Source organism: Lentzea sp. NPDC036949 (assembly GCF_055608075.1).
Genome location: NZ_JBVJRA010000006.1, coordinates 177686 through 191151, shown reverse-complemented (window position 1 = coordinate 191151; position 13466 = coordinate 177686). Strand labels below are relative to the sequence as shown.

The following is a 13466-nucleotide window of genomic DNA, read 5'->3' as shown; positions in this document are numbered from 1 at the left end:
CGATATGTGCCACCTCCACCACCTTGTCCCCGGGCTCGGCCGAACCTAGGTTGACGGTTCACAAGGCCGGATTTCCCTGCTGGCACAGCGGTTGCCGGGGCTCGGAGGACTTCGATGGTGGGCTCACCCGTGCGCGGTCGCGCGCCTGGTCGGCTGTGGACGGGAGTGACCGGATGACGGTCCCGGCGGCGGCACTGCTGTCGGTCAGGGGCCTGGTCAAGCGGTTCCCCGGCGTGACGGCCCTGGGCGGGGTGGACTTCGACGTCCGCGCGGGGGAGGTGCACTGCCTGCTCGGGCAGAACGGGGCCGGCAAGTCGACGCTGATCAAGGTGCTGTCCGGTGCGCACCGCCCCGACGAGGGCGAGATCCGCTGGCGCGGCGAGGTCGTGTCGTTCGGCCACCCCACCGCCGCGATGCGCAGCGGGGTGGCCGCCATCTACCAGGAGCTGGACCTCGTCGCGGGCCTCTCGGTGGCCGACAACGTCTTCCTCGGGCACGAACTGTCCACTGCGGGCTTCAGCCGGCGCGCGGAGGTGCACCGCAGGACCCGTGCGCTGCTCGACCGGCTGGGCCACCCCGACATCGCGCCGGACCGGGACGTCGGCCGGTTGTCCGTGGCCCACCAGCAGGTCGTCAGCATGGCGCGGGCGCTGTCGCTGGACGGACAGCTGCTCATCATGGACGAGCCGTCGGCCGTGCTGGACCCGGACGAGGTGCGGGTGCTGTTCGACGTCATCCGCGAGCTGACCGCCCAGGGCGTGGCCGTCATCTACATCTCGCACCGGCTGGCCGAGATCAGGGAGATCGGCGACCGGGTGACCGTGCTCAAGGACGGCCGCACCGTCGCGACGGGCCTGTCCGCGCGCGAGGTGCGGACCGCGGACCTGATCGCGTTGATGACCGGGCGCGACCTCGACAACGTCTACCCCGACCGGCCGCCGCTCGACCCGGCCGCGCCGGAGGTGCTGGTGGTGCGCGGGCTGACCGACGGCGACCGCTTCCGCGACGTGGACCTGACCGTCCGCGCCGGTGAGGTGGTCGGGCTCGCCGGTCTGGTCGGGTCGGGCCGCTCGGAGATCCTGGAGACCGTCTACGGCGCACGCAAACGGGCCGGTGGCACGGTCGAGGTGGACGGCAGGCCGTTGCGGCGCGGTGGTGTCGGGGCGGCGGTGCGCGCGGGCATGGGGCTGTGCCCGGAGGAGCGCAAGAGCCAGGGGCTGCTGCTGGACCAGGCCGTCTACCGCAACATCACCGTGTCGTCGATGTCGGCCTTCGCCCGGTTCGGGTTCCTCGACGACCGCGCCGAACGCGCCCGCTCGACCGCGCTGACCGAGGCGCTGGACGTGCGCCCAGCCGGGGTCGACCGCGTGGTGCGCGGCCTGTCCGGCGGCAACCAGCAGAAGGTGGTGCTCGCGCGGTGGCTGCTGCGGGAGTGCCGGGTGCTGCTGCTCGACGAACCCACGCGCGGGGTCGACGTGGGCGCGCGCAACGAGATCTACGAGCTGATCCGCGACCTGGCGGCCAGGGGGGTGGCCGTCGTCGTCGTGTCGAGCGACGTGGAGGAGGTCCTCGGGCTGGCCGACCGGGTGCTGGTCGTGCGCGAGGGCCGGGTGGTCCACGACGGGCCGGCCGGCGAGATCGACGAGTCCCGGGTCCTCGACCTGGTCATGGAAGGACACGCCGCATGAGCGAGGACACCGCCGTGCCCGCGCGAACACAGGGCAGAGCGCCCGCAGCCAAGGAGACCGGCATCGCGGGCCTGCTGGGCTCCGCCGCCGGGCGCAACACCGGACTCGTGGTCGCACTGGTCCTGCTGTGCGCGGGCGGTGTGGTCACCGCCGGGGACCGGTTCGCCGACATCGACAACGTGCTCACGATCCTGCGGCTCGCGGCCGTGATCGGCGTGGTGAGCATCGGCATGACGTTCGTGATCACCGGCGGCGGCATCGACCTGTCCGTGGGCGCGATCGTCGCGCTGTCGTCGGTGTGGGCGACCACGCTGGCCACGCAGGGCCTGGCCGGCGACACCCACTGGATCGTCATGGTGTTCACGGCCCTGCTGGTGGGCGGAGCCTGCGGGCTGGTCAACGGGGTGCTGATCGCGTACGGCCGGGTCGTGGCGTTCATCGCGACCCTGGCGAGCCTGGCCGCCGCACGCGGCCTGGCCGAGATCATCTCCAACCGCAAGACGCAGATCGTGAACGTGCCGGGCTTCGCCGCGTTCTTCGACGCGTCGGTGCTGGGCGTCCCGGTGCTGGTGGTGATCTTCGCGCTGGTCGCGGTCGGCGGGTGGGTGCTGCTCAACCGCACGACGTTCGGGCGCAGGACGTTCGCCGTCGGCGGCAACCCGGAGGCGGCCCGGCTCGCCGGCATCGACGTGCGGCGGCACACCGTGATGCTGTACTCGCTGCTGGGCCTGTGCTGCGGGCTGGCCGCGGTCATGCTCATCGCCCGCACCACCACCGGTAGCGCCACCCACGGCGGCCTGTACGAGCTCGACGCCATCGCCGCGGTCGTCATCGGCGGCACGCTGCTCTCCGGCGGCCGCGGCACGATCGCGGGCACCGTCTTCGGCGTCCTGATCTTCACGACGCTGTCGAACGTCTTCACCCTCAACAACCTCTCCATCTCCGCCCAGGCCGTCGCGAAGGGCGCGATCATCGTGGTCGCCGTCCTCCTGCAGCAGCGGCTCGCCCGACGCAGCGGCGCTTGACGCCGCCCCTCCAGACCGCTGCCACCCGAGGAGACAAGAAAGTCATGCCGCACAAGAGAACCACCCGCATCGCCGCAGCGGCGGCGACACTCGCGCTCGGTGCCGCGCTGACCGCGTGCACCGGCAACACGCCGCAGGACACCGGAGGTGGCGGCAACCAGGGCGGGGTGCGGGTCGCCAACGACGAGCCGGGCAAGAAGGTCGTCATCGGCTTCTCGGCACCGGCCGCCGACCACGGCTGGATGGCCGCGATCACCGACGCCGCGAAGAAGGAGGCCGGCAAGTACTCCGACGTCGAGCTGCGCGTCGTCGAGGGCACCAACGACCCCAACCTCCAGATCAGCCAGGTCGAGACGTTCATCAACGACAAGGTCGACGCGATCGTCCTGCTGCCGTTCGACGGCGCCGCGCTCACCCCGGTCGCGCTCAAGGCCATGAAGGCCGGCATCACCGTGATCAACGTCGACCGCCGGTTCGACAGCCCGTTCGCGGCGCGGTCCACGGTGCTGGGCGACAACTACGGCATGGGCGTGTCCGCGGGCACCTACGTCTGCGAGCGGCTCAAGGGCAAGGGCGACGCCGTGGTCGCGGAGATCGCCGGCATTGACTCGCTGCCGCTGACCCAGGACCGCAGCAAGGGCTTCGCCGAGGCGCTCGCGGGCTGCGGCCTGAAGGTGACCAACCGGGTGGCCGCCGAGTTCACCGTCGAGAGCGGTGAGCGGGCAGCGGCGAACCTGCTGCAGGCCGCGCGCAAGATCGACGCCATCTGGAACCACGACGACGACCAGGGCGTCGGCGTCGCGGCCGCGGTCAAGAACTCCGGCCGCGGCGAGTTCTTCATGGTCGGCGGCGCGGGCTCGGCGAACGTGATGCGCGAGATCAAGGCCGACAACGGGCCGCACAAGGCGACGGTCGTCTACCCGTCGACCCAGGGTGCGGACGGCATCCGGCTGGCCCGGCTCGCGGTGCAGGGCAAGAGCCTCGGCGACCTGGTCGAGGTGGAGGTCCCCCGCGAGGTCCAGCTGTACGCGCCGGTCGTGACGAAGGACAACGTCGACCGCTACCTGCCGACCGCCTTCGAGTCCTGAGAGGGAACGCACTGTGACGACGCTGGGCATCGCAATGGTCGGCCACGCGTTCATGGGAGCCGCTCACTCCCAGGCGTGGCGGGTCGCCCCCCGCTTCTTCGACCTGCCGGTGCGGCCGGTGATGGCGGTGCTGTGCGGCCGGGACCCCGGCCGCACGCGCGCCGCCGCCGACCGGCTCGGCTGGGCCGACGCCGCGACCGACTGGAAGTCCGTGCTGGACCGCGACGACGTGCACGTGGTGGACATCTGCACACCGGGTGACACGCACGCCGAGATCGCGGTCGCCGCCCTGGAGGCGGGCAAGCACGTGCTGTGCGAGAAGCCGCTGGCCAACAGCGTCGCCGAGGCGGTCGCCATGGCGGAAGCGGCCGCACGCGCCGCCGAACGCGGGGTGCGGGCGATGGTGGGCTTCAGCTACCGGCGGGTGCCCGCGCTCGCCCTGGCCCGCGACCTCGTCGCGCAGGGCAGGCTCGGCCGCGTCCACCACGTGCGCGCCCAGTACCTGCAGGACTGGATCGTCGACCCGGCCGCACCGCTGTCGTGGCGGCTGGACAAGGAGAAGGCCGGTTCCGGCGCGCTCGGCGACATCGGCGCGCACATCGTGGACGCCACCCAGTTCATCCTCGGCGACACCGTCGCCGAGGTGACCGGGACCATGGAGACGTTCGTGCCGGAGCGGCCCGTCGCGGCCGCCCACTCCGGGCTGTCGGGCACCGCCGCGGGCAGCGAGACCGGCCCGGTCACCGTGGACGACGCCGCGCTGTTCCTGGCCCGCTTCACCGGCGGCGCGCTCGCCTCGTTCGAGGCGACCCGCTTCGCCAACGGCCGCAAGAACGCGCTGCGCATCGAGGTCAACGGCTCGGCGGGCAGCCTGGCGTTCGACTTCGAGGACATGAACGTCCTGCAGTTCTTCGACGGCACCGAGGACGCGTCCGTCGCCGGGTTCCGCCGGATCGTGGTCACCGAGCCGGAGCACCCGTACGTGTCCGCGTGGTGGCCTGCCGGGCACGGCCTCGGCTACGAGCACGCGTTCACCCACCAGGCCGTGGACTTCGTGCGAGCCGTGGCCGCGGGCACCGACCCGGCGCCGTCGTTCGCCGACGGCCTCCAGGTGCAGCGGGTGCTCGCGGCGGTCGAGACGAGTGCCGAGTCCCGCACGTGGCAACAGGTCTGAGGAGGCAGAACAGATGGCACGCCCGATCACGTTGTTCACCGGCCAGTGGGCCGACCTGCCGTTCGAGGAGGTCTGCCGGCTGGCCTCCGGCTGGGGCTACGACGGCCTGGAGATCGCCTGCTGGGGCGACCACCTCGACCCGTGGCGGGCCGCGGAGGACGACGACTACGTCGCCGACCGGCTGGAGGTCCTCGCCAAGCACGACCTGAAGGTGTGGACGATCTCCAACCACCTCACCGGCCAGGCCGTCTGCGACGACCCGATCGACGAGCGGCACCAGGGCATCCTGTCCGCCCGCAACTGGGGCGACGGCGACCCCGAGGGCGTGCGGCAGCGCGCGGCCGAGGAGATGAAGATGACCGCGCGGGCCGCGGCCAAGCTCGGCGTCGACACCGTCGTGGGCTTCACCGGCTCGTCGATCTGGAAGACCGTCGCGATGTTCCCGCCGGCACCGCAGTCGATGATCGACGCCGGGTACCAGGACTTCGCCGACCGCTGGAACCCGATCCTCGACGTGTTCGACGAGGTCGGCGTCCGGTTCGCGCACGAGGTCCACCCGTCCGAGATCGCCTACGACTACTGGACGACCGTCCGGGCGCTGGAGGCGATCGGGCACCGGCCCGCGTTCGGCCTCAACTGGGACCCGTCGCACTTCGTGTGGCAGGACCTGGACCCGGTCGGGTTCCTGTGGGACTTCCGCGACCGGATCTACCACGTCGACTGCAAGGACGCCCGGCGCCAGGTCGGCAACGGCCGCAACGGCCGGATGGGCTCGCACCTGGCGTGGGCGGACCCGCGGCGCGGCTGGGACTTCGTCTCGACCGGACGCGGCGACGTGCCGTGGGAGCAGTCGTTCCGGATGCTCAACACCATCGGGTACTCCGGTCCGATCAGCGTCGAGTGGGAGGACGCCGGCATGGACCGCCTCGTCGGCGCGCCCGAGGCGCTGGAGTTCATCCGCCGCAACGCCTTCGACCCGCCGTCGGCTTCCTTCGACGCCGCGTTCAGCTCGGGCGGGTGACGCGCGGGCGAGGGCCCGCTGACGAGAGGAGACGGTCGTGACCGAACGAATCGGCCTGTGGCTGAACGGTGCCAGGGGGTCGGTGGCGACGACAGCGGTCAGCGGGCTGCTCGCCCTGCGCGAGGGGCTCGTGCCGCCCACGGGCTGCGCCTCGGAACTGCTGGACGCCGACCTGCCGCCGTGGGAGGCGTTCGTGGTCGGCGGGCACGACGTCGTGGACACCCCGCTGGTCAAGCGGGTGGAGGGCCTCGTGCGCGACGGGGTGCTGCCGCACGACCTGGCGGGGTGGGTGGCGGACGGGCTGGACGCCGTGGACGCGGAGATCCGGCCCGGCCACGACCCCGCCGCGTTCGCCGGCAGCCAGGCCGAGGCCGCCCGGCGGCTGGCGGCCGACATCACCGGCTTCCGCGAACGGCACGGGCTCGCCCGCGTCGTCGTGGTGAACGTGGCGTCGACCGAACCGCCCGTGCACGTGCCGCACGAGTCGCTGGCGGAGCTGGAGGAAGCGCTCGCCGTGCCGGGGAACGCCGTGCTGCCGCCGAGCTCCCTCGTCGCCTACGCGGCGTTCCAGGCCGGGTGCGCCTTCGTGGACTTCACCCCGTCCACCGGTGTGGCGCTGCCCGCGCTGGACGAGCTGGCGCGGGCGCGGTCGCTGCCCTACGCCGGCCGTGACGGCAAGACGGGGGAGACGTTGCTGCGCGCGGCGATCGCGCCGATGTTCACCTCGCGGGCGCTGAAGGTCCTGTCCTGGACCGGCACCAACCTGCTCGGCGGCGGTGACGGTGCGACGCTGGAGGACCCGGCGCACGCCGACAGCAAGCTCGCGTCCAAGGCCAGGGGACTGGCCGCCCTGCTCGGCGCGGAGGTCACCGCGCCGTTGCACATTGACCACGTGCCCGACCTCGGTGAACGCAAGACCGCGTGGGACCACGTGTCCTTCGAGGGGTTCCTGGGCGCGCGGATGTCGTTGCAGCTCACCTGGAGCGGCCTGGACTCGTCCCTGGCCGCCCCGCTCGTGCTCGACCTCGCCCGCCTGCTCGCCGCCGCCCACGCGGCCGGCCGCAGCGGTGCGCAGGGCGCGCTCGCGTTCTTCTTCAAGGACCCGCTGGGCAGCGACGAGCACCGGCTCGCCGAACAGGCCCGCGAACTGCACGAGTGGGCGCGGGGACTGGATGACCCGCGCTCGCGCCAGACCGACTGACCCACCGACCGTTCCGGTTCGCTTCCGCTGCGCGACCCTTTCCCTGCGAAGGAGCCAAGCGTGAACAGAACGTCATGGCGGCGCGTCCGCCCCCGAGGAGTCGTCCCGCTCTCCGGCACCTCCTCGGCCCGCGCGTAACCCCTCCCGGCCCGCGTTCCCCCGGCGGTGAACAGGGCCGTTCCGGCCGCCCTCTTCTGGGAGCGCTCCCAGAAGAGGGCTTCCCCTGGCGAACGCGCCCGCACACCGACCGACTCGACGCGCCGACGCCCTGACCGTCCACAGCGGACCGCGCGCTGCCCGCGTGCGAACGAGATCGAAGGTTGTCACCTGTCATGAGAAAACGATTCTCCGCGGCGTTCTCCGCCGCACTGCTGACCGTGGCCGGAGCGGTGGCCGTCACGGCCGCCTCGGTCGCCACCGCCCCACCGGCCGCCGCGCACGTCGTCAACCCGGCGGACTTCCAGCAGGTGGAACTCGCCAAGGGCGTCGCCGAGATGGGCGAGCCGATGTCGATGGCCGTGCTGCCGGACCGCTCCGTCCTGCACACCTCCCGCAACGGCACGCTGCGCCGCACCACGGCGACCGGCACCACGAGCGTGATCGCGAACATCCCCGTCTACACCCACGACGAGGAGGGGTTGCAGGGCGTCGCGGCGGACCCGAACTTCGCCACCAACCGGCAGATCTTCCTCTTCTACGCGCCACCGCTGTCGACACCGTCCGGTGACGCTCCGGCCACCGGCACGAACTTCTCGGCGTGGAACGGTGTGAACCGGCTGTCCCGCTTCACCCTCAACACCGACTTCACGGTCAACATGGCGAGCCAGGTGACGGTGCTCGACGTGCCGACCAGCCGGGGCATGTGCTGCCACGTCGGCGGTGACATGGACTTCGACGCGGCCGGCAACCTGTACCTGTCCACCGGTGACGACACCAACCCGTTCGACTCGGGCGGCTACACCCCGATCGACGAGCGCTCCGGCCGCAACCCCGTCTACGACGCGCAGCGCAGCGCCGGCAACACCAACGACCTGCGCGGCAAGGTCCTGCGGATCAAGGTGAACGCCGACGGGTCGTACTCGATCCCGGCCGGCAACCTGTTCGCGCCGGGAACGGCCCGCACCCGCCCGGAGATCTACGCGATGGGCCTGCGCAACCCGTTCCGCTTCAACGTGGACAAGGCCACCGGCACGATCTACCTCGGCGACTACGGCCCGGACGCCGGGTCGACGACGTCCACCCGCGGTCCCGCCGGCCAGGTCGAGTTCAACCGGATCACCTCGGCCGGCAACTACGGCTGGCCGTACTGCACCGGCGGCAACACCACCAACGAGACCTATGTGGACTACACGTTCCCGTCGGGTCCGTCGGGCAGCCGGTTCAACTGCGCGGCCCCGGTGAACAACTCGCCCAACAACACCGGACTGACGAACCTGCCGCCCGCGCGCGCGGCGTGGATCAAGTACGACAACTGCTCGTTCGCCGCGTTCGGCTGCGGCTCGGAGTCGCCGATGGCGGCGCCGGTGTACCGCTACGACTCGACGAACCCGTCGACGGTCAAGTTCCCGGCCTCCTTGGACGGGCACGTGTTCGCCACCGAGTTCGGCCGCCGCTGGATCAAGACGATCGACGTCAACTCCGACGGCACGCCCGGCACGGTCGGCGACTTCCCGTGGCGCGGCACGCAGGTCATGGACGCCGCGTTCGGCCCGGACGGCGCGCTCTACGTGCTCGACTACGGCACGGGCTGGGGCAGCGGTGACGCGAGCTCCGCGCTCTACCGCATCGAGTACGTGCCGTCGGGCAACCGGGCGCCGGTCGCGAAGGCGAGCGCGGATCGCTCGTCCGGTGCCGCTCCGCTGACCGTGAACTTCTCGTCCGCGGGCTCCTCCGACCCGGAGAACGGCGCGCTGACCTACTCGTGGAACTTCGGCAACGGCGCCACCTCCACGGCGGCCAACCCGAGCTACACCTTCACCGCCAACGGCCAGTACACGGTCACGCTGACGGTGACGGACCCCGCCGGGGCGACGGCCAACACCAGCGTGGTGGTCACAGTGGGCAACACCGCACCGGTCGTCACTCTGAACGCACCGCTGAACGGCAGCCTGTTCAGCTACGGCGACACCATCCCGTACACGATCACGGTCACCGACGCCGAGGACGGCACGATCGACTGCACGCGGGTCAAGCTGTCCTACATCCTCGGCCACGACAGCCACGGCCACCCGATCACGTCGAACACCGGCTGTTCGGGCACCCTGACGATCCCGGTCGACGGTGAGCACGACACGGCGGCGAACATCTACGCGGTCTTCGACGCCGAGTACACCGACAACGGCGCGAACGGCGTCCCGGCGGCGACCACGCACACCCAGCACGTGCTGCAGCCGCGCCACCGCCAGGCCGAGCACTACGCGGCGCAGTCGGGTGTCGCCCTGTACGACAAGACCCCGGCCGAGGGCGGCCGGACCGTCGGCGACGTCCACAACGGCGACTGGATCGCGTTCGACAACTACAACCTCACCGGCGCCAACCGGTTCACCGCACGGGTGTCCTCGGCCGGCGCGGGTGGCACGATCACGGTGCGCGCCGGTTCCCCGACCGGCACGGCCATCGCCACGCTGACGGCGCCGGTGACGGGCGGCTGGGAGACCTTCACCGAGGTCTCGACCGCTCTCAGCTCGGTGCCCGCGACCACCGGCAGGCTGTACCTGACCTTCACCGGCAGCGGCACGGGCTACCTGTTCGACCTGGACGCCTTCACGTTCGACACCTCCACCGGCGGCGGTGGCCGCACCGGGCCGATCACCGGCCCCGCGAGCAAGTGCGCCGACGTGACCGGCGGCAGCACCGCCGACGGCACCCGCATCCAGCTCTACACCTGCAACAACGGCACGAACCAGCGGTGGACCGTCCAGGGCACGACGCTGCGGGCGTTGTCGAAGTGCATGGACACCGCCGGTGGCGCGACCGCCGACGGCACGGCCGTGCAGCTGACGACCTGCAACGGTGCCACGAGCCAGAACTGGTCCGCCGGCGCCAACGGTTCCGTGGTGAACACGAAGTCGGGCAAGTGCCTGGACGCCAACGGGGCGAGCACGGCCGACGGCACCGCGCTGATCATCTGGAACTGCCACGGCGGCACGAACCAGCGCTGGACCCTGCCGTGACGACTCCGCCGCCTGCTTCACCATCAAGGAGGATGAGATGAGGTACCAGGCACTCCGGCGGGCGCTCAGCGCGACCGCCGCGGCACTGGTCGCCGGGGCGGTCGTCACCGCGCCACCGGCGGCGGCTGCCGACGCACCGTACGACGTGCTGGTGTTCTCCAAGACCGCGGGCTTCCGGCACGACGCCATCCCCACCGGCATCCAGCTGGTCCGCGACCTGGGCGCCGGCAACAACTTCACCGTGACCGCCACCGAGGACTCCGCGGTGTTCACGACCTCGAACCTCGCGCAGTACGAGGCCGTGGTCTTCCTCAACACCACCGGGGACGTGCTCAACGCGACCCAGCAGACCGCGTTCGAGTCCTACGTCCGCGGCGGGGGCGGCTACGTCGGCGTCCACTCCGCGGCCGACACCGAGTACGACTGGCCGTTCTACGGCGAGCTGGTGGGCGCGTACTTCTCCTCGCACCCGGCGATCCAGCAGGCCACGGTCCGCACGGAGAACCGGGCGCACGCGGCCACCGCGCACCTGAGCCCGGCCTGGTCGCGCACCGACGAGTGGTACAACTACCGCAGCAACCCGCGCTCCACGGCCCGCGTGTTGTCCACTTTGGACGAGTCGACCTACTCCGGCGGGTCGATGGGCGGCGACCACCCGATCACCTGGTGCAAGACCCTGAGCGGCGGCCGGTCGTTCTACACCGGCACCGGTCACACCAGGGAGAGCTACGCCGACCCGGCGTTCCGCTCGATGGTCCTCGGCGGCATCCGCTACGCGGCGAACCGGACGAAGGCCGACTGCCGGCCCGAGACCGGGTACACCACCCTCTACAACGGCTCGACGAGCGGGTGGACGCAGGCGGGCCCCGGCGGTTTCACCAACACCAACGGCACGCTCACGTCGTACGACGGCATGGGCATGCTCTGGTACAGCGCGAAGGAGCTGCGGTCCTACTCGCTGAAGCTGGACTGGCAGGTGCCCGGTGACGACAACTCCGGTGTCGTGCTCGGGTTCCCGGCCGGCAGCACCCCGGACTCGGCGCTGACCAGCGGCTACGAGGTCCAGATCGACGCCACCGACACCGCGGACAAGACCACGGGCGCGATCTACGGGGTCAAGGGCGCGGACATCGCGGCCAGGGACGCGGCGCTGAACCCGCCGGGCGAGTGGAACACCTACGAGCTGCTCGTCGAGGGCGAACGGCTGCAGGTGTTCCTGAACGGCGTGAAGATCAACGACTTCACCAACGCCGACCCGGCCCGCTCGCTCACGTCGGGGTACATCGGCCTGCAGAACCACGGTACGGGCGACGACGTGTCGTTCCGCAACGTCCGGATCAAGGAGCTCGGCGGGACGACGCCGCGCACCGGCCGGATCACCGGTGGTTCCGGCAAGTGCGTGGACGTGGCGGGCGGCAGCAGCGCCGACGGCACCCGCATCCAGCTCTACACCTGCAACTCCAACGCCGCCCAGCAGTGGACGGTCAACGGGAACACGTTGCGCGCGTTCAACAAGTGCATGACCACCGCCGGCGGCAACGGCGCGCAGGTGCAGCTGCAGACGTGCAACGGCAGCGGCACGCAGAACTGGGCGCCGGGCGCGAACGGGTCGCTGGTGCACCAGCAGTCCGGCCGCTGCCTGGACGCCAACGGCGGCGGCTCGGCCGACGGCACGTCGCTGATCGTCTGGACCTGCCACGGCGGGACCAACCAGCGCTGGACCCTGCCGTGAGGCGGGTGAGCGCCGCGGTGGCGGCACTCGTCGTGGCGGGGACGGTGGTCGCGGCCGGTCCACCGGCGTCGGCTGCGACCATCGACACCACCGCCTGGTACGTCCTCGTCGACCGCAACAGCGGCAAGGCGCTGGACGTGTCCGGTGCCTCGGCCGCCGACGGCACGCGGATCATCCAGTGGAGCCGCACGGACGCGGCGAACCAGCAGTGGCAGTTCGTCGACTCCGGCGGCGGCTACTACCGGATCAGGTCCCGCAGCTCGGGCAAGGTCCTCGACGTGTCCGGCGCGTCGGCGGCCGACGGTGCCGCTGTCGTGCAGTGGTCCGACAACAACGGGTCCAACCAGCAGTTCCGGGCCGCGGACTCGGACGGCGGCCACGTGCGGCTGATCGCCAGGCACAGCGCCAAGGCGGTGGACGTGCGCGGCGGGTCGACCGCCGACAACGCCGACGTCGTGCAGAACACCGACACCGGTGCCGCGAGCCAGCAGTGGCAGCTCGTCAAGCTGTCCGGTGGCGGCGACCCGGGAACCGGTGGCGGCTGCGGCAAGGCACCGACCCTGCGCAACGGCACGCACACGATCCAGAGCGGCGGCAAGACCCGCAGCTTCATCCTCCGCATCCCCGACAACTACAACAACACCAACCGCTACAAGCTGATCATCGGTCTGCACTGGCGCGGCGGCACGGCCAACGACGTCGCGTCCGGTGGCAGCAGCGGTGCCGCCTGGGCCTACTACGGCCAGCAGGAGCAGTCGAACAACACCGCCGTCCTCGTCGCACCGCAGGGCCAGGGCAACGGGTGGGCGAACTCCGGCGGTGAGGACGTCACGTTCATCGACGACCTCGTCAAACGCGTCGAGGGCGACCTGTGCGTCAACCCGGCGCAGCGGTTCGCCCTCGGGTTCAGCTGGGGCGGTGGCATGAGCTACGCGCTGGCCTGCGCGCGGCCGACCGCGATCCGCGCGGTCGCCGTGATCTCCGGTGGCGAGATCAGCGGGTGCAGCGGCGGCACGCAGCCCGTCGCGTACTTCGGTCTGCACGGCGTCAGCGACAACGTGCTGGGCATCGGCCAGGGCCGGTCGTTGCGCGACCGGTTCGTGCGCAACAACGGCTGTGCCGCGCAAAGCCCGCGGGAACCGGCGGTGGGCAGCCGGACGCACGTCACGACCACCTACTCGTGCCGGGCCGGGTACCCGGTGCAGTGGGCCGCCTACGACGGGGGCCACGCGCCCGCGCCGGTGGAGGGCTGCGGCTGTGACGACGGTGCACGGACGTGGACGAAGGCCGAGATCTGGAGGTTCTTCGCGCAGTTCCAGTGACAGTTCCGGTTGACAGTCGAACTGTCGAACAACGCGGTGCCA

9 protein-coding genes are annotated in these 13466 nt (G+C 71.5%); all 9 read left to right on the top strand.

Annotated elements, in window-relative coordinates:
- Nucleotides 1-173 precede the first annotated feature (173 nt).
- Entirely contained in the window at nt 174-1688 is a 1515-nt protein-coding gene (locus tag ACZ7CD_RS18760) for a sugar ABC transporter ATP-binding protein (RefSeq protein WP_470379354.1), read from the top strand.
- Nucleotides 1685-2713: an ABC transporter permease gene (locus tag ACZ7CD_RS18755; RefSeq protein ID WP_360389599.1), complete on the top strand. Its 1029-nt coding sequence runs from the start codon at nt 1685-1687 to the stop codon at nt 2711-2713. The genes ACZ7CD_RS18760 and ACZ7CD_RS18755 overlap by 4 nt, the downstream gene beginning before the upstream one ends.
- A 44-nt stretch (nt 2714-2757) precedes the next feature.
- Entirely contained in the window at nt 2758-3801 is a 1044-nt protein-coding gene (locus ACZ7CD_RS18750) for a substrate-binding domain-containing protein (RefSeq protein WP_458431741.1), read from the top strand.
- A gap of 34 nt (nt 3802-3835) precedes the next feature.
- Nucleotides 3836-4975 (top strand): Gfo/Idh/MocA family protein, encoded by a 1140-nt coding sequence (locus tag ACZ7CD_RS18745; RefSeq protein ID WP_360389868.1) that lies wholly within the window; start codon nt 3836-3838, stop codon nt 4973-4975.
- 13 nt (nt 4976-4988) lie between these two features.
- Nucleotides 4989-5996 carry a sugar phosphate isomerase/epimerase family protein gene (locus ACZ7CD_RS18740; protein ID WP_360389594.1) on the top strand — a complete coding sequence of 336 codons (1008 nt, stop codon included), beginning with the start codon at nt 4989-4991 and terminating at the stop codon, nt 5994-5996.
- Nucleotides 5997-6033: 37 nt separating this feature from the next.
- Nucleotides 6034-7197 carry an inositol-3-phosphate synthase gene (locus ACZ7CD_RS18735; RefSeq protein ID WP_360389591.1) on the top strand — a complete coding sequence of 388 codons (1164 nt, stop codon included), beginning with the start codon at nt 6034-6036 and terminating at the stop codon, nt 7195-7197.
- 332 nt (nt 7198-7529) lie between these two features.
- A complete protein-coding gene (locus ACZ7CD_RS18730) occupies nt 7530-10370 on the top strand; it encodes a PQQ-dependent sugar dehydrogenase (RefSeq protein ID WP_360389589.1) in 2841 nt (946 codons plus the stop codon).
- Between the two features lie 37 nt (nt 10371-10407).
- On the top strand, nt 10408-12102 hold the full coding sequence (locus ACZ7CD_RS18725; RefSeq protein WP_470379353.1) for a ThuA domain-containing protein: 1695 nt from the start codon (nt 10408-10410) through the stop codon (nt 12100-12102).
- Nucleotides 12103-12107: 5 nt separating this feature from the next.
- The gene (locus ACZ7CD_RS18720; protein WP_360389585.1) at nt 12108-13424 is read left to right on the top strand and encodes an RICIN domain-containing protein; all 1317 of its coding nucleotides are present in this window, start codon (nt 12108-12110) and stop codon (nt 13422-13424) included.
- Nucleotides 13425-13466 lie beyond the last annotated feature (42 nt).

What these genes read in the sequence shown, in the direction of transcription:
- ACZ7CD_RS18760 (WP_470379354.1), top strand. Translation starts at nt 174, where the DNA reads ATGACGGTCCCGGCGGCGGCACTGCTGTCGGTCAGGGGCCTGGTCAAG.
- ACZ7CD_RS18755 (WP_360389599.1), top strand. Translation starts at nt 1,685, where the DNA reads ATGAGCGAGGACACCGCCGTGCCCGCGCGAACACAGGGCAGAGCGCCC.
- ACZ7CD_RS18750 (WP_458431741.1), top strand. Translation starts at nt 2,758, where the DNA reads ATGCCGCACAAGAGAACCACCCGCATCGCCGCAGCGGCGGCGACACTC.
- ACZ7CD_RS18745 (WP_360389868.1), top strand. Translation starts at nt 3,836, where the DNA reads ATGGTCGGCCACGCGTTCATGGGAGCCGCTCACTCCCAGGCGTGGCGG.
- ACZ7CD_RS18740 (WP_360389594.1), top strand. Translation starts at nt 4,989, where the DNA reads ATGGCACGCCCGATCACGTTGTTCACCGGCCAGTGGGCCGACCTGCCG.
- ACZ7CD_RS18730 (WP_360389589.1), top strand. Translation starts at nt 7,530, where the DNA reads ATGAGAAAACGATTCTCCGCGGCGTTCTCCGCCGCACTGCTGACCGTG.
- ACZ7CD_RS18725 (WP_470379353.1), top strand. Translation starts at nt 10,408, where the DNA reads ATGAGGTACCAGGCACTCCGGCGGGCGCTCAGCGCGACCGCCGCGGCA.